17 protein-coding genes are annotated in these 23464 nt (G+C 62.5%); 8 read left to right on the top strand and 9 right to left on the bottom strand.

The genetic code is table 11. The annotated features are described in order from the left end of the window. Positions 1 to 5: 5 nt before the first annotated feature. The gene (locus tag ACF8EA_RS02300; protein WP_021783401.1) at positions 6 to 491 is read left to right on the top strand and encodes an SRPBCC family protein; all 486 of its coding nucleotides are present in this window, start codon (positions 6 to 8) and stop codon (positions 489 to 491) included. Further along, positions 491 to 1729, top strand: coding sequence for an RNA polymerase sigma factor (locus ACF8EA_RS02295; RefSeq protein ID WP_392521037.1), 1239 nt, complete (start codon positions 491 to 493; stop codon positions 1727 to 1729). The genes ACF8EA_RS02300 and ACF8EA_RS02295 overlap by 1 nt, the downstream gene beginning before the upstream one ends. A gap of 119 nt (positions 1730 to 1848) precedes the next feature. Here the strand turns inward: ACF8EA_RS02295 and ACF8EA_RS02290 are convergent, their stop codons facing one another. Next, complete coding sequence (locus ACF8EA_RS02290) at positions 1849 to 2319, bottom strand: MaoC family dehydratase (RefSeq protein WP_003254624.1); 471 nt, start codon at positions 2317 to 2319, stop codon at positions 1849 to 1851. 34 nt (positions 2320 to 2353) lie between these two features. Continuing rightward, positions 2354 to 3298 (bottom strand): alpha/beta hydrolase, encoded by a 945-nt coding sequence (locus tag ACF8EA_RS02285; protein ID WP_021783403.1) that lies wholly within the window; start codon positions 3296 to 3298, stop codon positions 2354 to 2356. 218 nt (positions 3299 to 3516) lie between these two features. On the opposite strand from ACF8EA_RS02285, the gene fadD2 reads away from it, so the two are divergent. Both fadD2 and fadD1 read left to right on the top strand, forming a co-directional pair. Further along, positions 3517 to 5205, top strand: coding sequence for a long-chain-fatty-acid--CoA ligase FadD2 (fadD2, locus tag ACF8EA_RS02280; protein WP_319298155.1), 1689 nt, complete (start codon positions 3517 to 3519; stop codon positions 5203 to 5205). A 332-nt stretch (positions 5206 to 5537) separates the two neighbouring features. Next, a complete protein-coding gene (fadD1, locus tag ACF8EA_RS02275) occupies positions 5538 to 7235 on the top strand; it encodes a long-chain-fatty-acid--CoA ligase FadD1 (RefSeq protein ID WP_392521036.1) in 1698 nt (565 codons plus the stop codon). A 286-nt stretch (positions 7236 to 7521) separates the two neighbouring features. Here fadD1 and ACF8EA_RS02270 read toward each other — a convergent pair whose 3' ends face one another. Further along, on the bottom strand, positions 7522 to 8829 hold the full coding sequence (locus ACF8EA_RS02270) for an FAD-binding oxidoreductase (RefSeq protein ID WP_021783406.1): 1308 nt from the start codon (positions 8827 to 8829) through the stop codon (positions 7522 to 7524). A 24-nt stretch (positions 8830 to 8853) separates the two neighbouring features. Beyond that, positions 8854 to 10218, bottom strand: a complete 1365-nt coding sequence (locus ACF8EA_RS02265; RefSeq protein ID WP_392521050.1) for a glutamine synthetase family protein — start codon at positions 10216 to 10218, stop codon at positions 8854 to 8856. A gap of 437 nt (positions 10219 to 10655) precedes the next feature. Here ACF8EA_RS02265 and hrpA point away from each other — a divergent pair, with 437 nt between their 5' ends. Together hrpA and ACF8EA_RS02255 are read left to right on the top strand one after the other, a co-directional pair. Beyond that, entirely contained in the window at positions 10656 to 14561 is a 3906-nt protein-coding gene (hrpA, locus tag ACF8EA_RS02260) for an ATP-dependent RNA helicase HrpA (RefSeq protein ID WP_021783408.1), read from the top strand. 174 nt (positions 14562 to 14735) lie between these two features. Further along, a complete protein-coding gene (locus ACF8EA_RS02255; RefSeq protein WP_392521035.1) occupies positions 14736 to 15857 on the top strand; it encodes a beta-ketoacyl-ACP synthase III in 1122 nt (373 codons plus the stop codon). A 200-nt stretch (positions 15858 to 16057) separates the two neighbouring features. On the opposite strand, the gene ACF8EA_RS02250 is transcribed toward ACF8EA_RS02255, so the two are convergent. Beyond that, positions 16058 to 17302: a putative porin gene (locus ACF8EA_RS02250; protein ID WP_021783410.1), complete on the bottom strand. Its 1245-nt coding sequence runs from the start codon at positions 17300 to 17302 to the stop codon at positions 16058 to 16060. A 262-nt stretch (positions 17303 to 17564) separates the two neighbouring features. Here ACF8EA_RS02250 and ACF8EA_RS02245 point away from each other — a divergent pair, with 262 nt between their 5' ends. After that, positions 17565 to 18692, top strand: a complete 1128-nt coding sequence (locus ACF8EA_RS02245) for a GNAT family N-acetyltransferase (RefSeq protein WP_021783411.1) — start codon at positions 17565 to 17567, stop codon at positions 18690 to 18692. A 124-nt stretch (positions 18693 to 18816) separates the two neighbouring features. Here ACF8EA_RS02245 and ACF8EA_RS02240 read toward each other — a convergent pair whose 3' ends face one another. The 4 genes from ACF8EA_RS02240 to ACF8EA_RS02225 form a co-directional block, all read right to left on the bottom strand. After that, the gene (locus tag ACF8EA_RS02240) at positions 18817 to 20649 is read right to left on the bottom strand and encodes an ABC transporter ATP-binding protein (RefSeq protein WP_392521034.1); all 1833 of its coding nucleotides are present in this window, start codon (positions 20647 to 20649) and stop codon (positions 18817 to 18819) included. A 62-nt stretch (positions 20650 to 20711) separates the two neighbouring features. Continuing rightward, entirely contained in the window at positions 20712 to 21269 is a 558-nt protein-coding gene (locus tag ACF8EA_RS02235) for a peptidylprolyl isomerase (protein ID WP_021783413.1), read from the bottom strand. Beyond that, positions 21263 to 22075 carry an alpha/beta fold hydrolase gene (locus ACF8EA_RS02230; protein ID WP_392521033.1) on the bottom strand — a complete coding sequence of 271 codons (813 nt, stop codon included), beginning with the start codon at positions 22073 to 22075 and terminating at the stop codon, positions 21263 to 21265. The genes ACF8EA_RS02235 and ACF8EA_RS02230 overlap by 7 nt, the downstream gene beginning before the upstream one ends. Before the next feature lie 13 nt (positions 22076 to 22088). Further along, positions 22089 to 23012, bottom strand: coding sequence for a LysR family transcriptional regulator (locus tag ACF8EA_RS02225; protein ID WP_003254610.1), 924 nt, complete (start codon positions 23010 to 23012; stop codon positions 22089 to 22091). A 48-nt stretch (positions 23013 to 23060) separates the two neighbouring features. Between ACF8EA_RS02225 and ACF8EA_RS02220 the strand changes: the two genes are divergently transcribed. Then, a complete protein-coding gene (locus tag ACF8EA_RS02220; protein WP_028697750.1) occupies positions 23061 to 23375 on the top strand; it encodes a hypothetical protein in 315 nt (104 codons plus the stop codon). Positions 23376 to 23464: the final 89 nt, after the last annotated feature.

The following is a 23464-nucleotide window of genomic DNA, read 5'->3' as shown; positions in this document are numbered from 1 at the left end:
TCAGCATGAGCCTTGCACCCATTGCGCAAGCGCAACACGAGTTGTCCATCAGCCGCCTGATCGACGCACCACCGGCCAAGGTATTCCGCGCCTGGACCGAACCCCAGTGGCTGATGCAGTGGTGGGGGCCGCACGGCATGACCACCCCGGAATGTGAAATGCAGTTGTGGGCCGGTGGCCTGTTTCGCACTCTGATGCGGGCGCCGGATGGCAGCGAGTACCCGAACCAGGGCGTTTTTCTGGAAATTGCCGCGCCACGCAGGCTGGTGTTCACCGATGCCTTCGGCCCCGGTTGGGTACCGTCGAACAAGGCGTTCATGACCGCCGTGATCAGCTTTGACGAGGAACAGGGCAAAACCCGTTACACCGCCCGTGCCTGGCACTGGAATGCCACTGACTGCCAGGCTCATGAAGAAATGGGCTTCTACCAAGGCTGGGGAGAAAGCCTGGACCGTCTTGTGGATGTGGTGACCCAGCGGATGCCCGACTGATGACAGCACCGGCACAGGTGCGCGCCGAAGTCGAGGCCGTGTACCGGCAGGAGTCGCGGCGCATCCTGGCGACACTGATCCGCTTGCTGGGTGATTTCGACCTGGCCGAGGAGGCCATGCATGATGCCTTCTTCGTTGCCGTCGAACGCTGGCAACGCGACGGCATCCCCGCCAACCCGCGAGCGTGGCTGGTCTCTGTCGGGCGCTTCAAGGCCATCGATGCGCTGCGCCGGCGCGCCCGCTTCGACCGCTCCCAGGCTGACTTGAGCATGCTGCTGGAGGGCCAGGCGCAGGACCCCAGTGAAGAAGAACTGCTGGCGGATGACCGCCTGCGGCTGATTTTCACCTGTTGCCATCCGGCCCTGTCGCCCGACGCTCAGGTGCCATTGACCCTTCGCGAAGTCTGCGACCTGACCACCGAGCAGATCGCCCGCGCCTTTCTGCAAAGCCCGACAACCATCGCCCAGCGCATCGTGCGCGCCAAGGCCAAGATCCGTGACGCCGGCATACCGTACCAGGTACCAGAGCTGAATGAGCTGCCTGAGCGCCTGGAAAGCGTGTTGCGGGTGATCTACCTGGTGTTCAACGAGGGCTATTCGGCGTCATCGGGCGAGACCCTGCTGCAGCAGGCGCTGAGTGATGAAGCCATTCGCCTGGCGCGGTTGCTGGTGCAGTTGCTGCCCGACCCGGAGGCGGTCGGCCTGCTGGCGTTGATGTTGCTGCAGGCGTCCCGGCAACGGGCGCGAATCGATGGCCAAGGCAATCTGGTGGTTCTGGAGCAGCAGGATCGTAGCCTGTGGGACCGGCAGTTCATTGTCGAAGGCTGTGAACTGGTGCGCCAGGCCCTGCAGAGCCGTGCATTCGGGGCCTATACCGTCCAGGCGGCGATTGCTGCTGTGCATGCCGAGGCGGCGACGGCTGAAGAAACCGACTGGGGGGAGATCGTCGGGCTGTATGACGTATTGCAGCGGTATTGGCCATCAGCGGTGGTGGAGCTGAACCGGGCGGTGGCGCTGGCGAAGCGGGATGGGCCGGAGGTTGGCTTGCGGGAAGTCGAAGGGATCCTGGCGCGGGGGGAGTTGCTGGACTATCACCTGGCACATGCGGCGCGCGCCGAGTTGCATTGCCAGCTGGGGCAGGTGGACGCGGCGCGTGCGGCCTGGCAGCAGGCGCTGGCCTTGACACGGCAGGCGCCAGAACGGCGGCATATCGAGCGGCGCTTGCAGGCTATCGAATGATGTGGGGTGTGCCGGCTCTTTGCGGGCCAGCCCATATCCCACAGGATGCCCGCTAAATCAACGAATTAGCGGGTTACCCAGGAGAGCAGCCTTGAAGTAGGTGCTGGCTGCATCACACTTCAGCTAGCCACAAAGTTCGGCGGCGACACCAGCTCGACGGTCTGCTGTTTGCGCGGTGCCAGGATCTCGGCTTCACCCGCGACCACCAGCTCGTCGTTCTGGTTGTACACGTTGGTGGCGATGCGCACCTTGAACTTGGGCAGCTTCTCGAGGATTTCCAGGCGCACGGTCAGGGTGTCGCCGATTTTCACCGGCTTCTGGAAGCTCATCTGCTGGCCCAGGTAGATGGTGCCAGGGCCAGGCAGTGTGCAGGCCACTGCAGCACTGATCAGCGCGCCGCTGAACATGCCGTGGGCAATACGTTCGCGGAACATGCTCTTGGCGGCGAACTCGGCATCCAGGTGAACCGGGTTGTGGTCACCGGACATCGCAGCGAACAGCTGGATGTCGCGTTCTTCAACGGACTTCTTGTACTCGGCCTTCTGGCCGACTTCGAGGGCTTCGTAAGGCGTGTTGGTGACCTGGGACATCGATGCTTCCTTAAGCGTTGGGCGAGGGCGGCTATCATTCGCTGCGTGCAGGGCGGCCAAGGGCCAGCGCCTGTTCAAGCCAGCCGAGAATGTCGGCGATGACCTCGCCACGGTTGGTTTCGTTGAGTACTTCATGCCGCGCCTCCGGATAGACGCGCAGCTGTACATGTCGGTTGCCGGTCGCGCGCAGGGCGTCGGCCAGGTGGGTGAGACGCTTGCCGGCACTGACCGGATCACATTCACCGCCGATCACCAGCATCGGCAGGTTGGGATCGATTTGCGCGAGGTTACCCGGCTGACTGATCTGCGCCAAGCCTTGTAGCAGGTCGAGCCACAACTGGTTGGTGCAGCGAAAGCCACATAACGGGTCGTTCACGTACTGATCGACCTCGTCCGGGTCGCGGCTGAGCCAGTCGAATGCCGTGCGGTTGGGCTTGAAGGCGTTGTTGAACGAACCGAAGGACAACCATTCGATCAGTGCACTCTTGCCCAGTGGCCCCTGGCGCCAGGACTCCAGCCGGGCAATCAGCCGCGCAAAGCGGTACAGCACGGCCGGTTGGTAGTTGGAGCCGCTGAGGATCGCCCCGTGCAGGCTGCCACTGTGATGCAGCAGGTAGGCCTGGGCGATGTAGCTGCCCATGCTGTGGCCGAACAGGAACAGCGGCGTGCACGGGTACTGCTGGCCGATGTGCTGGGCCACACATCCCAGGTCGTTGACTACGGCATTCCAGCCATGATGTCGGGCGAACAGGCCGAGGCTGCCCAGTTCGGCAGTGCGCCCGTGGCCACGCTGATCGGCTGCGAACAGGGCAAAGCCGGCCTCGCTCAGGGCCTGGCCCAGGCGCTGGTAGCGCCCGGCATGCTCGGCCATGCCATGGGCCAGCAGCACCACGGCCTTCACCGGTGTGGCCGGCAGCCATTGGTGTACGTAAAGGCTGCAGTGCTCACTGGCGGGCAGCCAGAAGGCGTCGTGGGGCATGGCGGGTCCTTGTGCGCGCGGTTACCCGAACAGTGTATGCACAACCGGCCGGATTGCAGGAGGGGCACAAATAAGATTCACAATGTTAATGGCGGCACTTGGCGTATATGCCACCTTGGGCTTACCTGCTAACGTCGGATCAACGCCTTTTCGCCAGCAGGCGATCAGGTAAAGGACTAAAGGACGCAGTGCAGGTCCAGGCAGAGGAACAATAATAAATGCAAGCCGACTTCTGGAATGACAAGCGCCCGGCGGGCGTGCCTTCCACCATCGACATCAATGCCTACGCCTCGGTCGTCGAGGTGTTCGAACGCTCCTGCAAACGCTTTGCCGACCGCCCGGCGTTCAGCAACCTCGGCGTGACCCTCAGCTACGCGGAACTGGAGCGCCATTCGGCTGCCTTCGCTGCCTGGTTGCAGCAGCACACCGACCTCAAACCGGGTGAGCGCATCGCCGTGCAGATGCCCAACGTGCTGCAGTACCCCATCGCCGTATTCGGTGCCATGCGCGCCGGGCTGATCGTGGTCAACACCAATCCGCTGTACACCGAGCGCGAGATGCGCCACCAGTTCAAGGACAGCGGCGCGCGTGCGCTGGTGTACCTGAACATGTTCGGCAAGCGCGTGCAGGAGGTACTGCCTGATACCGGTATCGAATACCTGATCGAGGCAAAGATGGGCGACCTGCTGCCGACCGCCAAGGGCTGGCTGGTCAACACCGTGGTCGACAAGTTGAAGAAGATGGTGCCAGCTTACCAGTTGCCCCAGGCGGTGCCGTTCAAGCAGGTGCTGCGCGAGGGCCGCGGGCTGTCGCCCAAACCGGTGTCGCTGAACCTCGATGACATCGCTGTGCTGCAGTACACCGGCGGCACCACCGGCCTGGCCAAGGGCGCCATGCTCACCCATGGCAACCTGGTGGCCAACATGCTGCAGGTGCTGGCCTGCTTCTCGCAGCACGGCCCCGATGGGCAGAAGCTGCTGAAGGACGGCCAGGAGGTGATGATCGCGCCGCTGCCGCTGTATCACATCTATGCCTTCACCGCGAATTGCATGTGCATGATGGTGACAGGCAACCATAATGTGCTGATCACCAACCCGCGGGATATTCCCGGCTTCATCAAGGAGCTGGGCAAATGGCGTTTCTCTGGCTTGCTGGGCCTCAATACCCTGTTTGTCGCACTGATGGACCACCCGGGCTTCCGTCAACTGGACTTCTCGGCACTGAAGGTCACCAACTCTGGTGGCACAGCGCTGGTCAAGGCGACCGCCGAGCGCTGGGAAGACCTTACCGGGTGCCGCATCGTTGAAGGCTACGGCCTGACAGAAACCTCGCCGGTAGCCAGCACCAACCCTTACGGCCAGCTGGCGCGTCTGGGGACGGTGGGTATCCCCGTGGCGGGTACTGCGTTCAAGGTCATCGATGATGACGGTAACGAACTGCCGCTGGGCGAGCGGGGCGAGCTTTGCATCAAAGGCCCGCAGGTCATGAAGGGTTACTGGCATCAGCCCGAGGCAACGGCCCAGGCACTGGATGCAGAAGGCTGGTTCAAGACCGGTGATATCGCGGTGATCGACCCGGACGGCTTCACCCGCATCGTCGACCGTAAGAAGGACATGATCATCGTCTCGGGCTTCAACGTGTACCCCAACGAAATCGAGGATGTGGTGATGGGGCATCCCAAGGTCGCCAACTGTGCGGCAATCGGCGTGCCGGACGAGCGTTCAGGCGAGGCGGTCAAGCTGTTCGTGGTACCGCGCGAGGGCGGAGTGAGCGTTGATGAGCTGAAGGCCTACTGCAAGGCCAACCTCACCGGCTACAAGGTCCCCAAGCACATTGTGCTGCGCGAGTCATTGCCGATGACGCCGGTGGGCAAGATTTTGCGGCGTGAGTTGCGCGACATAGCGTGAAACCAGGATGGCTTCTTCGCGGGTAAATCCGCTCTTACACCGCCTGATGTAGGAGCGGGTTTACCCGCGAATGCCTCTGAACTGCTCTAAAAGGCTGTATACAGCCTTATCTGCGACATTTTGGATAATTACTCTAAAAATGACTTGTATTGTTCATTGAGTCATTTTTGTGACCGTAAGGCCTCTTTTGGCCTCTAGGCGACCCCAGGCAAAGCTGTTACTCTCGGCCCGCTTCCAGATGATCCGGTTTGCAACGAACCGTCATCTCATATCAATAATAAGCGCATCGACGCGTGAATCGAACTTCGCTGTTGCTGAAGGAGTGGGCTTCCATGATCGAAAATTTTTGGAAGGATAAGTACCCAGCCGGGATTACGGCGGAAATCAATCCTGACGAATTCCCCAATATCCAGGCGGTACTCAAGCAATCCTGCCAACGCTTTGCCGACAAACCGGCCTTTAGCAACCTGGGCAAGACTATCACTTATGGCGAGTTGTATGCGTTGTCGGGGGCGTTTGCCGCCTGGCTGCAGCAGCATACCGACCTCAAGCCGGGTGACCGTATTGCCGTGCAATTGCCCAATGTCCTGCAATACCCGGTCGCGGTCTTCGGTGCCATGCGTGCCGGGCTGATCGTGGTCAACACCAACCCACTGTACACCGCGCGGGAGATGGAACACCAATTCAACGACTCGGGTGCCAAGGCCCTGGTGTGCCTGGCCAACATGGCCCACCTGGCCGAAAAAGTGGTGCCCAAAACCCAGGTCAGGCACGTTATCGTCACCGAAGTGGCCGACCTGCTGCCGCCACTCAAGCGCCTGCTGATCAACAGCGTGATCAAGTACGTGAAGAAGATGGTGCCGGCCTACAACCTGCCGCAGGCCGTGCGTTTCAATGACGCCCTGGCGCTGGGCAAGGGCCAGCCAGTGACCGAGGCCAACCCGCAGGCCAACGACGTGGCGGTGCTGCAATACACCGGCGGTACCACCGGCGTGGCCAAAGGCGCCATGCTGACCCATCGCAACCTGGTGGCCAACATGCTGCAGTGCCGGGCACTGATGGGCGCCAACCTGCACGAAGGCTGCGAAATCCTCATCACCCCGCTGCCGCTGTACCACATCTATGCCTTTACCTTCCATTGCATGGCGATGATGCTGATCGGCAACCACAACGTGCTGATCAGCAACCCGCGAGACCTGCCGGCGATGGTCAAGGAACTGGGCAAGTGGAAGTTCAGCGGCTTTGTCGGTCTCAACACCCTGTTCGTTGCCCTGTGCAACAACGAGGCATTCCGTGCCCTGGATTTCTCGGCGCTGAAGATCACCCTGTCGGGCGGCATGGCCCTGCAACTGAGTGTGGCCGAGCGCTGGAAGGCCGTTACCGGTTGCGCCATCTGCGAAGGCTACGGCATGACCGAAACCAGCCCGGTGGCGGCGGTGAACCCGTCGGAAGCGAACCAGGTGGGTACTATCGGAATTCCGGTGCCATCGACCCTGTGCAAGGTCATCGACGACGCTGGCAATGAGTTGCCGCTTGGCGAAGTGGGCGAGCTGTGTGTCAAGGGCCCGCAGGTGATGAAGGGCTACTGGCAGCATGAAGATGCCACGGCCGAGATTCTCGACAGCGAAGGCTGGCTGAAGACCGGCGACATCGCCGTGATCCAGGCGGACGGTTACATGCGCATCGTCGACCGCAAGAAAGACATGATTCTGGTCTCGGGCTTCAACGTGTACCCCAACGAGCTGGAAGACGTGTTGGCGGCCCTGCCGGGCGTGCTGCAGTGCGCAGCCATCGGTGTGCCGGACGAGAAGTCGGGTGAAGTGATCAAGGTCTTCATCGTGGTCAAGCCGGGCATGACCGTGACCAAGGAGCAGGTGATGGAGCACATGCGTGCCAACGTTACCGGCTACAAGGTACCGCGCTACATAGAGTTCCGCGATTCGCTGCCAACCACCAACGTGGGCAAGATCCTGCGCCGCGAACTGCGTGACGAAGAGCTCAAGAAGCAAGGCTTGAAGAAGATCGCCTGACCATAAACCTGCACGCTCAGTGTGGCAGCGGCCTCGTGTCGCGAAAGGGCCGCGACGCGGCCCTGGGATTTTGGCGGCGATGCGACAATGGTTGGGGGCGCTATGCGCCCCTTTCGCGACACAAGGCCCCACAATAAGATGCGGCGCCGTCTTCAGACATTGTGAGCCCCTGTAGGAGCGGGTTTACCCGCGAATACGGTAGTGGCGACAACGGTGAACGGCGGGTGGATATCGGTCAGCAGGGCCGGCCCTTTCGCGGGTAAACCCGCTCCTACATCCGCGCAACTCAGCGCAGCTTCTCGAGCATCTGGTAATACCACATCCCCGCCGCCAGCAGCGGATTCCCCAGCAAGTCCCCCATCGGCACCCGCACATGCTTGCACTGGGCGAAGGTGTCGAACTTCTCCAGCGTCCCGGTCAACGCCTCGGCCATGATTTCACCCATGATGTGGCTGGTGGCAATGCCATGCCCCGAGTAACCCTGGCAGTACCACACGTTGTCCGACAGCTTGCCCAACTGCGGGATGCGGTTGACCACGATGCCCATGGCGCAGCTCCACTGGAACTCGATCGGCACCCCCTTCAATGCCGGGAAGGTGCGTTCGATGCAGGGGCGCAATTCGCCTTCGATGTCGCGTGAGTCCTTGCCCGAGTAGTTGGCGCCGCCGCCGAACAGCAGGCGCTTGTCGGCCGTCAGGCGGTAGTAGTCGAGCACGAAGCGGCAGTCGTACACCGCCAGGTCCTGGGGGTTGATCTGCTCGGCCAGTTCACCCAGCGGCGCGGTGGTGACGATACCGCCCATGGCTGGGAAGATCTTGCCCTTGAGCTGGCGCTTTTCCAGCTTGTGATACACATCACCGGCCAACATCACCTGGCGTGCCTCCACCCGGCCGTGGGCGGTAACCACCGCCGGGCGCGGGCCATGGACGATGTCCAGTACTTCGGAATTTTCGAATATCAGTGCACCCAGGCCATGTGCGGCACGGGCTTCGCCCAGGCACAGGTTGAGTGGGTGCAGGTGCAGGTTGCGCAGGTTCTTCAACGCGCCCAGATAAAGCGGGCTTTGCAGATGCTCCGCCACTGCAGAGCGGTCGAGCAGTTGCACCTGCTCGCCCATGCCGCGGCGCCGTGCTTCGGCCTCGAACGCACGCAGCTCGTTCATGTGCGAAGGCTTCATGGCTGCATGCAGGTGGCCACGCTTGAGGTCGCAATCGATGCCATAGCGCGCCACGCGCTGCTCGATCACCTGGTGCCCGCGCCAGCGCAAGTGCCAGATGAAATCGTCGACTTCGGCGCCCAGGTGGTTGCGCATCTGTGCGCGCATGGCTTCGTCGCCCGACAGGCTGCCGGTGACCTGGCCACCGTTGCGCCCGCTGGCGCCCCAGCCGATGCGGTTGGTTTCGACGATGGCGACCTTCAGGCCGCGCTCGGCCAGTTCCACTGCCGTGGCCACGCCCGTAAAGCCACCGCCGATGATCGCCACATCCACCTGTACTGTGCCCTTGAGTTGCGGGTACTCGCTGTGGTCGTTGAGGGTGGCGCTGTAATAGGACGGCGCGCGCTGCGCCGGGCCGTTGTTCAATGCTGCGTTCATGGGTGTTCCTTGTTATGTGGGGGCTCAGGCCTGGTGCAGGTACCAGCGCCAGTCCTGTTCGCTGACTTCGGCCATGAACTGGCGGTACTCGGCGCGCTTGACCTTCAGGTACACGCCAAGAAAGTCTTCGCCCAATGCTTCGCGGGCCCAATCGGAATGTTGCAGGGCGTCGAGGGCGGTCAGCCAGTCGGTGGGCAGGTGTTCGGTGGCCTGGGCATAGCCGTTGCCTTCAACGGGGGCGCCTGGGTCAAGCTGTTCGCGGATGCCCCGGTGGCTGGCAGCAAGGATCGCCGCTGCAGCCAGGTAAGGGTTGGCATCAGCGCCACAGATGCGGTGCTCCACATGCCGGCTGTTGGCCGGGCCACCCGGCACGCGCAGGCTCACGGTGCGGTTGTCCACGCCCCAGGTTGGCGCCAGTGGCGCATAGCTGTTGGCCTGGAAACGGCGGTACGAGTTGGCGTTGGGGCAGAACAGCAACAGCGAGTCGCGCAGGTGGCGCAGCATGCCGGCCACGGCCTGGCGCAGCAGCGGGGTGCCGGCCTTGTCTTCGCTGGCGAACAGGTTGTTGCCGTCGCTGTCGGCCAGGCTCAGGTGCATGTGCATGCCGGTGCCGGCCAGCTGGGCGAATGGCTTGGCCATGAAGCAGGCCTGCATGCCGTGGGCATGGGCCACACCTTTTACGAGGCGTTTGTAGCGCACCGCCTGGTCCATCGCCTGCAGCGCATCGCCATGCTCCAGGGTGATTTCCACCTGGCCGGGGGCGTACTCCGAAATGGCCGTGCGCGCCGGGATGCCTTGGGCCTTGCAGGCAGCGTACAGGTCGGCGAGGAACGGTTCGATCTGCTCCAGTTCGCGCAGGCCATAGACCTGGGTGCTGCGGGGGCGGCCGCCGTCGTTGTCCAGCGCCGGTTGTGGGCGGCCTTGGGCATCACGCTGCTGGTCAAGCAGGTAGAACTCCAGCTCGCAGGCCATCACCGGGTGATAACCGTCAGCCTTCAGCGCTTCGATAGTGCGCAGCAGCACATGGCGTGGGTCAGCGATGCTGGCGGGCAGGCCCTCCTTGGGGTGCATGCTCACCTGCACTGCGGCGGTTGGCACCCGGCGCCAGGGCAGGCGCACCAGGCTGCCGTCAAGCGGGTAGGCACGGCAGTCGATATCGCCAACGTCCCACACCAGGCCGGAGTTTTCCACGTCGTCGCCATTGAGGGTCAGGCCAAGGATGGTGCTGGGCAGTGGCCGGCCGGTCTGGTACACGGCCAGCAGTTCCTCGCGGTGCAACAGTTTGCCGCGTGGCACGCCGTTGGCGTCGAGGATGAACAGTTCAAACAGCTCGATATCGGGGTTGTCGGCCAGAAAACGGGTAGCCTGCTCTACAGGGGTAAAGTGCATGATCAATTCGCTCATGGGCGCGCAGGGCCGCCGCGCAAGCAGGCGGCCCGGATGAATCAAACGGCCAGAAGGTGGCCGGGTTTGGTCACAATGGCGTGAGCGAGGTGTCCGGTGGGCGCGCGTGACGGCAGTGCCACAAGGCCCAGAAGGCGAGGATGATGTGGACCAGCGGATTTTCCCCGGCACGCCTCCGGGCCTTCGGCAGCGAAGGGCGGGACGACGGCGGGGCGATGGGCTGGGCGGGAGTCATGCCTTTGATACTCACATGCAGCGTAAGGTTGATTAAAGCAGTGAATGGCAACCTTTACATCGCACTTGGCTAAACATTCGCCCGGGAGCGTGCAAGCAGCAGAGAATCTGCAAATCTGCGACAATCGCCCGACTTTCTGAATGCCGATCATGAAAAAGCAGGCTCACCTGCATCACTAAAAAGCCCCATGACTGACCACGCCATCGACAAACTGCTGCAAAACCTCGACCACGCCATGATTGCCGACCGCCATCGCCTGCGCCGGCAACTGCACGAACTGCGCAAGCGCCCCGACGAGGCGAAGCTGGCGCAGTGGGTGGAGAAGGTCCAGGCCTCCTGCGCTCAGGTCACCGCGCGTCAGCAGAGCGTGCCGACCGTACGCTACGACGACAACCTGCCCATCGCCGCCAAGCGTGACGAAATCAAGAAGGCCCTGGCCGAAAACCAGGTGTTGGTGATCGCCGGCGAAACCGGCTCTGGCAAGACGACCCAGTTGCCGAAGATCTGCCTTGAGCTTGGCCGTGGCAGCCATGGGTTGATCGCCCATACCCAGCCACGCAGGATCGCAGCGCGTAGCGTGGCCGCGCGGGTCGCCGAAGAGCTGGGCACGCCCTTGGGCGCGCTGGTCGGCTACCAGGTGCGTTTCGAAGACCAGAGCGATTCCAACACCTTGGTCAAGCTGATGACCGACGGCATCCTCCTGGCCGAAACCCAGCACGACCGCTTCCTTGAGCGCTACGACACGATCATCGTCGACGAAGCGCACGAGCGCAGCCTGAACATCGACTTCCTGCTCGGCTACCTGAAAACGTTGCTGCATCGCCGACCGGACCTGAAACTGATCATTACCTCGGCCACCATCGACCTGGAGCGCTTTTCCAGGCACTTCGACGGTGCGCCGATCATCGAGGTGTCCGGGCGCACCTTCCCGGTGGACACCTGGTACCGCCCGCTGACCAGCGAACAGGACGAAGAGGGCAACCAGATCGAGGACGACCTCACGGTCGACCAGGCCATCCTTGCCACCCTCGACGAGCTGGCGCAGCACGAACGCAGCGAAGGCAAGGGCCCGGGCGATGTGCTGATCTTTCTGCCGGGCGAGCGGGAAATCCGTGATGCCGCCGAGATCCTGCGCAAGGCGCAACTGCGCCATACCGAGATTTTGCCGCTGTACGCGCGCCTGTCGCCGGCCGAGCAGCAGCGTATCTTCCAACCGCACACCGGGCGCCGCGTGGTGCTGGCCACCAACGTCGCCGAAACCTCGCTGACCGTGCCGGGCATCCGCTATGTGATCGACACCGGTACTGCGCGCATCAGCCGCTACAGCTACCGCGCCAAGGTCCAGCGCCTGCCGATCGAGGCGGTGTCACAGGCCAGTGCCAACCAGCGAAAAGGCCGTTGCGGCCGGGTCGAGCCGGGCATTTGCGTGCGCCTCTACAGCGAAGAGGACTTCAACAGCCGGCCAGCGTTTACCGACCCGGAGATTCTGCGCACCAACCTGGCGGCGGTGATCCTGCAGATGTTGCACCTGCGCCTGGGCGCAATCGATGCCTTCCCGTTCATCGAGCCGCCAGATGGCAAAGCCATCAGCGACGGCTTCAACCTGTTGCAGGAGCTTTCGGCGGTCAACCGCGAGAACCAGCTGACGCCAATTGGCCGCCAGCTGGCGCGCTTGCCGATCGACCCGCGGCTGGGCCGCATGCTGCTTGAAGGCGCGCGCCTGGGCAGCCTGCAGGAAGTGCTGATCGTCACCAGCGCGCTGTCGGTGCAGGACCCGCGTGAACGCCCTCCAGAACGCCAGCAGGCCGCCGATCAGGCGCACGCACAGTGGAAGGACGTGGACTCGGACTTCGCTGCGCTGGTCAACCTGTGGCGTGGTTTCGAGGAACAACGCCAGGCGCTGACCGCCAACCCGCTGCGCAACTGGTGCCGCAAGCAGTTCCTGAACTACTTGCGGCTGCGCGAGTGGCGCGATGCTCATCGTCAGTTGGCGCTGATTTGCCGCGACCTGCAACTGACGGTGAACAAGGAACCGACTGATTACCAGAAGCTGCACAAGGCAATCCTCAGCGGGCTGCTCAGCCAGATTGGCCAGAAGACCGAAGAGGGCGACTACCAGGGCGCCCGCCAGCGGCGCTTCTGGGTGCATCCATCGTCGGGCCTGGGGCGCAAGCGCCCGCAGTGGGTCATGGCTGCCGAGCTGGTCGAAACCACCAAGCTGTATGCGCGCATGGTGGCCAAGATCGAGCCGGACTGGATCGAGCCGCTGGCCGGCCACCTGATCAAGAAAAACCATTTCGAGCCGCACTGGGAGAAGAAGCGCGGGCAGGTGGTGGCCTACGAGCAGATCACGCTCTACGGGCTGATCCTGGTCGGCCGTCGGCCGGTGCACTACGGCCCGATCGACCCGGCGACCTCGCGCGAGCTGTTTATCCGCGAAGGCCTGGTGGGTGGCGAAATCCAGTCGCGGGCCAAGTGCCTGGCGGCCAACAAACGCCTGCTTGAAGAGCTGGACGAGCTGGAAGCCAAGGCTCGCCGGCGTGACATCCTGGCTGACGAAGAAACGCTGTACGCTTTCTACGAAGCGCGCCTGCCGGCGGAAATCCACCAGACGGCGACCTTCGACAGTTGGTACCGCATGGGCAGCCAGAAGGACGCCAACCTGCTGATCATGCGCGAGGAGGACGTGCTGGCCCGCGAGGCCAGCGAAGTGACCGCCGCACAGTACCCCGACAGTATGCAGGTGGGCGATTTGCGCCTGCCGCTGAGCTACCACTTCGAGCCCGGCCACCCCCGCGATGGTGTGACGGTGCGGGTGCCGGCGCCGCTGTTGCCGAGCCTGCCGGGCGAGCGCCTGGAGTGGCTGGTGCCGGGCCTGCTGGAGGCCAAGTGCGTGGCGCTGGTGCGCAACCTGCCCAAGGCCCTGCGCAAGAACTTCGTCCCGGTGCCAGACTTCGTCAAGGCTTCGCTGGCGCGCATGACCTTCGGCCAAGGGGCGCTGCCTCAGGCCCTGGGCCAGGAGCTGTTGCGCATGACCGGGGCACGTGTGTCGGACGAGGCCTGGGACGAGTCGGTCAACCAGGTCGAAGGCCACCTGCGCATGAACATCGAAGTGGTCGATGGTCAGGGCAAGTTCCTTGGCGAAGGCCGCGACCTGGCGGAACTGACCGCGCGCTTTGCTGCCGCCAGCCAGGCTGCCTTGGCCGTGCCGCGTGACGCCAAGGGTGAGCAGCCGGTGCAGGCCAAGGCCTTCAGCGAAGTGAAGCAGACCGCCCAGCAGAAGATCGCCGGCCTGTCGATGACCGTGTACCCGGCGCTGGTGGAAGACAACGGCACCGTGCGTGAAGGGCGCTTCTCGACCCAGGCCGAAGCCGAGTTCCAGCACCGCCGCGCATTGCAACGGCTGTTGCTGCAGCAGTTGGCCGAGCCGGCCAAGTTCCTGCGCGGCAAGCTGCCGGGGCTGACCGAGCTGGGCCTGCTGTACCGTGAAATGGGGCGGGTCGAGGCGCTGGTCGAAGACATTCTGCTGGCCAGCCTGGACAGTTGCATCCTTGAAGGCGAACAACCGTTGCCACGTGATGGCGCGGCCTTGGCCGCGCTGGCTGAACGCAAGCGCGGCAGCTGGGCCGAGCATGCCGAGCGCCTGGCAAGGCAGACCCTGGAAGTGCTGAAGCTGTGGCATGGTCTGCAAAAACGCTTCAAGGGCAAGATCGACCTGAGCCAAGCGGTGGCACTGAACGACATCAAGCAGCAGCTAGGCAACCTGGTGTACCCGGGCTTCGTCCGCGAAACGCCTGGGGTGTGGTTCAAGGAGTTGCCGCGTTACCTCAAGGCGGTTGAATTGCGTCTCGAAAAACTCGGCTCGCAAGTACAGAAGGACCGGGTGTGGAGCGGCGAGTTGGCCAATTTGTGGGCGCAGTACAAGGCCCGTGCCGACAAGCATGCCCAGGAAGGCAAGCGCGATGAGCAACTGGCGCTGTACCGCTGGTGGCTGGAAGAATATCGCGTGTCGCTGTTCGCCCAGCAGTTGGGGACCAAGGTACCGATTTCTGACAAGCGATTGAGCAAACAATGGAGTCAGGTGGAAGGCTAACCTTCATTATTTGTGGCAAACTTTGGGGCGTTTGGGGCCGCTTTGCGGCCCTTGGCGGGTAAGCCCGCCCCGCAGGGGTAAATGTACGCCCCTGAATTGGCACTAAAGTGCCATTAACCTGTCATATTCCCAGCCAGCGCCTTGTGGCGATGGCCTTTGACCAGAGGAACGACCGTGCATAACGTCGTGATCAGCGGCACCGGCCTGTACACCCCGGCCCAGAGCATTTCCAACGAAGAGCTGGTGGCTTCCTTCAACGCCTGGTCGCAGCAGTTCAACCAGGACAACGCTGCCGCCATCGAGCGCGGTGAAGTCGAGGCGGCGCCGCTCTCCGATGCGGCGTTTATCGAAAAGGCCTCGGGCATCAAAAGCCGCTTTGTCATGGACAAGGCCGGTATCCTCGACCCGCAGCGCATGAAGCCGCGCCTGCCCGAGCGCAGCAACGATGAACCGTCGGTGCTCTGTGAAATGGCCATGGCCGCCGCCCGCCAGGCCCTGGAGCGCGCTGGCCGAACGGCGGCCGATGTCGACGGGGTGATCGTCGCCTGCTCCAACTTGCAGCGCCCGTACCCGGCCATCGCCATCGAAGTGCAACAGGCACTGGGTATCCAGGGTTTTGCCTTCGACATGAACGTGGCCTGCTCGTCGGCCACCTTCGGCATCCAGACCGCCGCCAACAGCGTAGCGCTGGGCCAGGCGCGGGCAGTGCTGATGGTCAACCCCGAAGTGTGCACCGGTCACCTCAACTTCCGTGACCGTGACAGCCATTTCATATTTGGCGATGCTGCCACCGCCGTGTTGCTGGAGCGTGCCGACCAGGCCACTTCGGCGCACCAGTTCGATGTCGTCAGCAGCAAGCTTTGGACTGAGTTCTCCAACAACATCCGCAACAACTTCGGCTTCCTTAACCGTGCAGCGGAAGAGGGCGAAGGCGCTGCGGACAAGCTGTTCATCCAGGAAGGCCGCAAGGTGTTCCGCGAGGTATGCCCGAAGGTGGCCGAGCTGATCGGTGAGCACCTGGAGGAGAACGGGCTGCAGCCGAGCGACGTGAAGCGATTCTGGTTGCACCAGGCCAACCTCAGCATGAACCACCTGATCGTCAAGAAGCTGTTGGGGCGTGAAGTGGCCGAGGAAGATGCACCGGTGATTCTGGACCGTTACGCCAATACCAGCTCGGCGGGGTCGGTGATTGCCTTCCACCTGTACCAGGATGACCTGGCCAAGGGCTCGTTGGGCGTGTTGAGCTCGTTTGGTGCGGGGTATTCGATTGGTAGCGTGATTCTGCGCAAGCGCTGATTCATCAGGCGCTTGTTACGGCTTCTTCGCGGGCTCGCCCGCTCCCACAGGTACGGCACAGTGCTCAAGGTTTGTTGTGATCCTGTGGGAGCGGGGAAGCCCGCGAAGGGGCCGGCGCATTTCACACAGGCAAAAAGAAGCGGGAAACGCCGGATGGGGTCGGCGTTTCCCGCTTCAGGTGAAGCAGAGCAGGGTGTTGTTTAGAACTTGGCTTCCAGATCAACCTGCAGGGTGTCTACGTCAGCATTGCTGTTCGGCAGCTGCGACAGGTCGGTCTTGGCCATCAGGTAGGCAGCACCCAGGGAGAAGTTCTTGTCGATTTCGTAACCGACCTTGAACTTGTGGCCACGCGAACCTGTGAAGCCGTTGCCGAAGTCCGAATCGGTGAACAGGCTGACCACCGCGTTACGCTGCACATCGCGGTAGTTGTAGTCCAGGCTCCAGGCGCCCATTTTGGTTTTCAGGCCAGCCAGCCAGGCCTGATCTTCGCCATCGGTGCTCTCGGTGTTCTTCACGTACTGGCCATAGGCCGACAACGGAATGGCCAAGCCGGTGAAATCGATCTGGCCAAAGCCTTCCACCAGATTGAACTCGTTGGTGGTGTTGCCGAACGACTGCAGGATGGTTGCTTCCTTGTCGTTGTCGTAACCATAGATGCTGGCACCCACGGTGAGCTTGAGCACGTCGGCCGGCGCAAACTTGGCGCCCAACTGGCCGTGGTAAACCTGCGCATCGTGCTTGTACTGGACGCCGTCACCATCGACGTTGTCCTTCAGGGTGTACTGACCGGCGCTGGCAAAGACCTCGGCCCCGCCCAGGTCAGCCTTGTAAGTGGCAGCCACACCTTCCGGGTTGATGTCGCCATCCCAGATGATGTCGCCCATGCTCACCCAAGGCTGTTGCATCTTGCCGCCAATCAGGTGCAGGTTAGGGACTGCAGTCGGGTGCCAGTCAAGGTAGGCCAGGTCGACCCACAGCGACTTCTTGTCGAAGTAGTTGTCGAAGCTCTGGTTGGTCGAACGTCGGTCAGCGCTGCTGCCAGTGGCGATACGAACCCCGGCGTCGACCTGCGGGTTGATCTCGCTGTAGAAGCCGACACGGGCACGCACGCGCTGGCGGTCCTGGTTGCCGCTGCTGCTGTTCGGGTCGTCGACGTTGACGTCTTCGTAACGCAGACGCACGTCACCCTTGATCTGGGTCTTGGCGGCCCATGCCACTTTTTGTTCGAAGGAGCTCATACGTTCGGACTGAGCTTTCTGGTCGGCCTTTTCCTTGGTTTCTTTTGCCAGGTCGCCCTGCAGTTCGTTGTACTGCGCCTGGTTGATCGAGCCATTGGCGCGGAGCATTTCGAGCAGCTTGGCGTCGACAGCAGCACTGGCCGGGGCACTCAGGGCCAGCATCATGCCGGTGAGGCTTACTCCGGTAAGTGTGGAAACAAGACGCATAAGGTTCTCCCTACTGAAAAAAATGGGGGAGGCTCAAGCGCCTGCCCCTGCGTTGGCATGTCTTCGGAAAGGGCCTGAGTAGACAGGTTCTGTGGATCCGGAAAACAGGCGCAAGTATTGCGGGGGTCAATGACAGATTAATGTCTGATTAGTGGCACTCTTGTTAAGTAATTGAGAATGAAGGGATCAACCCGGCGTTCGTCATTTGAGCGACGGGCCTTCCTTGGGGATACTGACGGTCTTCAGACAGCGAGCCGAAAATGTGACCAGCCTGTACAGCCTTGCCCATCTGCGTGATCTCCCGACAGCCACCTGGGATGCCCATGTGCCAGCCGGTCAACCCTTCCTGCGCCATGCTTTTCTCAGTGCAATGGAGGACAGCGGCAGTGTGGCGCGTAGCACTGGCTGGGCTCCCGAGCACCTGGTGCTGGAGCGTGACGGGCAGGTGCGGGCGCTGTTGCCCGCTTACCGCAAATGGCACTCGTTTGGCGAGTATGTGTTCGATCATGGTTGGGCCGACGCTTGTGAGCGGGCCGGTATCGCCTACTACCCCAAGCTGCTCGGCGCCGTGCCGTTCAGCCCGGTCAGTGGCCCGCGTTTGCTGGCTGCCGACCCAGCCGACGGCTTGCTGGTGCTACAGGCGCTACCGGAATACCTGGGTAAGGGTGGGTTGTCAGGGGCGCACATCAACTTCACCGACCCGCAGCTGGATGCGCAGATGGCTGGCTTGCCGGGGTGGATGGAGCGGTTGGGGTGCCAGTTTCATTGGCGCAATCACGGTTACCGCGACTTTCAGGACTTTCTCGACAGTCTTAGCTCGCGCAAGCGCAAGCAGATGCGCAAGGAACGCGAGCAGGTGGCGGGGCAAGGCATCGACTTTCGCTGGTATCGGGGCGACGAACTGGATGAAGCACAGTGGGACTTCGTCTTCCTGTGTTACGCCAACACCTATGCGGTACGCCGTCGGGCGCCTTACCTGACCCGCGAGTTTTTCAGCCTGCTGGCCGAACGCATGCCCGAGGCTGTGCGCGTGGTGATGGCCCGCCAGGGTGGGCGAGATGTGGCCATGGCCTTGAGCCTGGTGGGCGGTGACAGCCTGTTTGGCCGCTACTGGGGCTGCCTGGATGAGTTCGACCGGCTGCATTTCGAGACGTGTTTCTATCAGGGCATGGACTTTGCCATTGCCGAGGGTTACCAGCGTTTCGATGCCGGGGCGCAGGGGGAGCACAAGTTGATTCGCGGTTTCGAGCCGGTGTTGACGCGGTCGTGGCATTACCTGCTGCATCCGGGGTTGCGGCGGGCGGTGGAGGACTTTCTGCTGCAGGAACGGGAAGGGGTCAGGGGGTATGCCGAGGAGGCGCGGGGGATGTTGCCCTACCGCCGGGACTGAGCGTTTTGTGTTGCCTGTGCTGGCCTTTTCGCGGGCTTGCCCGCTCCCACAGGTATTGCACAGTTCTGAGGCCTGTGGTGATCCTGTGGGAGCGGGCGAGCCCGCGAAGAGGCTGGTGCAAGCGTCAATCGACCCCGACAAAGCCCCCGGTCTGGTGGTGCCACAACCGGGCATACAGCCCTTGCTGTTCCAGCAACTCACTGTGGCTGCCACTTTCGGCAATTCGTCCCTTGTCCAGCACTACCAACCGGTCCATACGGGCAATGGTGGAAAGCCGGTGGGCGATGGCAATCACCGTCTTGCCCTGCATCAGCGTCTCCAGGCTTTCCTGGATGGCAGCCTCCACCTCCGAGTCCAGCGCTGAAGTGGCCTCGTCCATGATCAGGATCGGCGCATTCTTCAACAGGACCCGGGCAATGGCGATACGCTGACGCTGACCGCCCGACAACTTGACCCCGCGTTCCCCCACATGGGCATCGAAGCCGGTACGCCCCTGGGCATCCGACAGTTGCGGGATGAACTCGTCGGCGCGGGCACGGCGCACGGCTTCGATCAACTCCGCCTCGCTGGCATCTGGGCGACCATACAGCAAGTTGTCGCGGATCGAACGGTGCAACAGCGAGGTGTCCTGGGTGATCATGCCGATCTGCGCACGCAAGCTGGCCTGGCTGACCTCGGCAATGTCCTGGCCGTCGATCAGGATGCGCCCATCCTGCACGTCGTACAGGCGTAACAGCAGGTTGACCAGGGTCGACTTGCCTGCCCCTGATGGGCCGATCAAGCCAATTTTCTCACCAGGGCGGATGTCCAGGTTGAGCCCTTCGATGACATTGGCAGCCTTGCCGTAATGGAAGTCGACGTCATCGAAACGCACCGCGCCGCGGCTGACCTTCAGTGCCGGCGCATTGGGCCTGTCGGTGACGGTGACCGGCTGGGCGATGGTCTGCAGGCCGTCCTGCACCATGCCGATGTTCTCGAAAATGCCGTTGACCACCCACATGATCCAGCCTGACATGTTGACGATGCGGATCACCAGGCCAGTGGCCAGGGCGATGGCGCCGACGGTGATCAGCGACTGGCTCCACAGCCACAGCGCCAGGCCCGTGGTGGTGACTACCAGCAGGCCGTTGAGGGTGGTGATGACCACGTCCATGCTGGTGACCACCCGTGAGGCCAGCTGGGTTTTCTCGGTTTGTTCGCGGATTGCTTCGCGAGCGTATTGCTGTTCGTAGTCGGTGTGGGCGAACAGCTTGAGGGTGGCGATGTTGGTGTAGCCATCGACGATACGCCCCATGAGCTTGGAGCGGGCGTCGGAAGAAATCACCGAGCGTTCCTTCACCCTCGGCACGAAGTAGCAGAGCGCGGCGATGTAGCCGATGATCCACATCAGCAGTGGCAGCATCAGGCGCCAGTCGGCCTCGGCAAACAACACCAGCGACGTAATGGCGTAGATCAGCACATGCCATAGCGCGTCCACGGCCTGCACGGCGGAGTCGCGCAGCGAGTTGCCGGTCTGCATGATGCGTTGGGCAATGCGCCCGGCAAAGTCGCTCTGGAAGAAGTTCAGGCTCTGCTTGAGCACGTAGGTATGGTTCTGCCAGCGGATCAGGCTGGTCATGCCAGGGTTGATGGTCTGGTGCACCAGCAGGTCATGCAGGCCGAAGAACACTGGCCGCAGCAGCAGGATCACCACCAGCATCCAGATCAGCTCGCCGCTGTGCTCGCTGAAGAAGTTGGCATTGGGCGTACCCTGGGCCAGGTCGATGATGCGGCTGAGGTAGCTGAACATCGCCACCTCGATCAGCGAGGCGAACAGGCCAACCACCAGCAGCGCGAGAAAAGCAGGCCATACCTGGCGCAGGTAGTACAGATAGAACGGCCACACCGTGCTCGGGGGGGCTTCGCTCGGTGCCGCGCGGAAAATATCGATCAGTCTTTCGAAACGACGGTACAGCATGGTCGACAAAACTCCTGTTCGTCCGACCCTCAGGCGGTTTCACATCCTTGTGAAGCCTGCAGTCAGTCGATACGTTTGGCGGACTTGATATAGACCGGATCGGCCGGTACGTCGCGCATGCCTTTTTTGATGGTGGTGGGCGAGTTGACGATCTGGTCGACCACTTCCATGCCCTTGGTCACTTTGCCGAACACCGCATAACCGGCGTCGCGGCCCGGGTTGAGGAAGTCGTTGTCGGCGACGTTGATGAAGAACTGGCTGGTGGCTGAGTTCGGGTTGGACGTGCGCGCCATCGACAGGGTGCCGCGGGTGTTCTGCAGGCCGTTGCTGGCCTCGTTCTTGATTGGGTCGTTGGTGTTCTTCTGCACCATCTGGTCAGTGAAACCGCCGCCCTGGACCATGAACCCCGGGATCACGCGGTGGAAGATGGTGTTGTTGTAGAAGCCGCTGTCGACGTACTCCAGGAAGTTCTTGGTACTGATCGGTGCCTTCTCGGCGTTCAGCTCGATTTCGACCTGGCCGAAGCTGGTGTCCAGCATGACGTGCGGGGTCTTGTCGGAAGCCATGACACTGGTGGCGAAGGCGACCGAGCAGGCGGTGAGCAGGAGTTTTTTCAGCATGGGCTCAAAGATCCTTGAGAGGTGGAAACGGCTGCGAGGAACTGCAGCAGGGTCTGGTTGAAGACCTCGGGTTGATCGAGGGGTGTAGCGTGCCGGGAATCGTCGACGACGACCAGCCTGGCGTTGGGTATTAGGGCGACGTAGCGCTCTTTGAGTTGTATCGGCGTGTAATCGTGGTCGGCGGCGATCACCAGGGTTGGGCAGTGAATCTGCCCGATACGTTCCTGCACGCCCCAGTCGACGATAGCGTCGAAGCTCTTGAGGTAGGCGCGTTTGTCGTTGCGCGCCCAGCGCTGGGCCATCTTCTGCCGCAGGTCTGCTTGTTGTGGCTTGGGGAACAGCCGCGCGGCCAGCCCCTTGCCGACGGTTTCGACACTGAGGATGCGCGCCAGGCTCCAGCGCTTGAGCCACCACGCCCAGTCACTGCGGGTGCGGCGCTTGACCTCGGGGGCGCTGTTGACGATGCACAGGCTGCGCAACCATTGCGGGTGGTCGACGGCAAACTGGAAGCCGACCATGCCGCCCATGGACAGGCCGACGAAGTGCACCGGCCCTGTGTGCAAGTGCTCGAGCAGGGCCAGCAGGTCGGCACTGAAGGTGGCGATCTGGTAACCGTCAGAGGGCTTGTCGGAGCGACCGTGGCCGCGGATGTCCATGAGGATCACCCGATAGTGGCGGCTGAGCACCGGCACCTGCAACTCCCAGTCCTGGCAGCTGGAGCCCAGGCCGTGCAGCAACACCAGGGGTTCGCCCTGGCCATATTCCTCGTAATGCAGCGTGCATCCTTCGTGTTCGAAATAGGCCATGGGCGCGGTCCTCTCAGGCTTGCGGGGGGGCTGCGAAGGGCACGTCCAGTGGCGCGGTATCGAAATTGCGCAGCAGGTCGATGAGAATCTGCGTGGCCGGTCCCAGGGTCTTCTCTTTGCTCGAATAAAGGTAGAACAGTGGGTGGCGGCTGCCACCCTGATCCAGCGGCAATGGCTTGAGTACGCCTTCGCGCAGCTCGCGCTCGATCATGTGACGGGGCAGCCACGCAAAGCCCAGGCCGCTGCTGACAAAGGTGGCGGCGGTGCCCAGGCTGCCGACGGTCCAGCGCTGCTCGGCGCCCAACCAGCCCACGTCACGCGGTTGGGCGCGGCCGGAATCGCGGATCACCACCTGCAGCTGGCTTTCCAGGTCCTGGAAGGTCAGTTCACGTCCCAGGCGGTGCAGGCTGTGCTCGGGGTGGGCGACGGCGATGAACTCCACGGCGCTCAATTCGGCACCCAGGTAGCCGCCGATGCTGTAGCTGCTGATGGCCAGATCGGCGATGCCTTCGTGCATCACTTCCTCCACGCCAGACAGCACCTCTTCACGCAGGCGCACCCGGCAGCCGCGGCTTTGCGGCATGAACGCAGCCAGCGCGCGCACCAAGCGGGCACTGGGGTAGGCGGCATCGACCACCAGGCGCACCTCGGCTTCCCAGCCTTGTTCCATGTGGTGGGCCAGGTCTTCGAGCTGGCTGGCCTGTTTGACCAGGTGGCGCGAGCGGCGCAGCAGCACATTGCCGGCCTCGGTCAGCACCGCCTTGCGCCCATCGATGCGCAGCAGCGGCACGCCCAGTTGCTCCTGCATGCGGGCCACGGTGTAGCTGACCGATGACTGCGAGCGGTGCAAGGCCTCGGCGGCCTGGGCAAACCCGCCGTGATCGACCACTGCTTGCAGGGTTCGCCACTGGTCAAGGGTAACGCGCGGCGCTTTCATCTTTCGCTCCTGTTGTCCTAAGCTGCGCTCTTTCAAGGAGAGCGGCCCATGAAGAAATATTGTGCGGCAATACTGATGTGCCTGCCCCTCGGGGCCATGGCTTATCCCATCGATGTGGAGAAGGAGCTGACCGGGGTCAAGCTCGACTACACCGCCTATGACACGGCCTATGACATTGGCGCCATCACCCTCAACAACTATGGGCAGGTCCCGGCGGCGTGCAAGGTGACCTTTCGCAATGGCCCGGAGGCACCGCGGGTGCGCCGGGTGAACGTACCGGCGGGTAAAAGCGTCGATGTCACCGCCAAATTCAATCGGCAAATCATCAAACTGCGCATCGCCTTGAACTGCAGTGCGGAATAAACTGATTAATCGATAGATTGGACCCACTTTTTACGCTTTTTTATCGATAGGTCAAGCCTTAATCTCACCTCCATCGAATCGCACCCTTT

Source organism: Pseudomonas sp. YQ_5 (assembly GCF_043103305.1).
Taxonomy (GTDB): Bacteria; Pseudomonadota; Gammaproteobacteria; order Pseudomonadales; family Pseudomonadaceae; genus Aquipseudomonas; species Aquipseudomonas putida_Y.
This window is presented reverse-complemented; position numbering and strand designations above follow the sequence as displayed.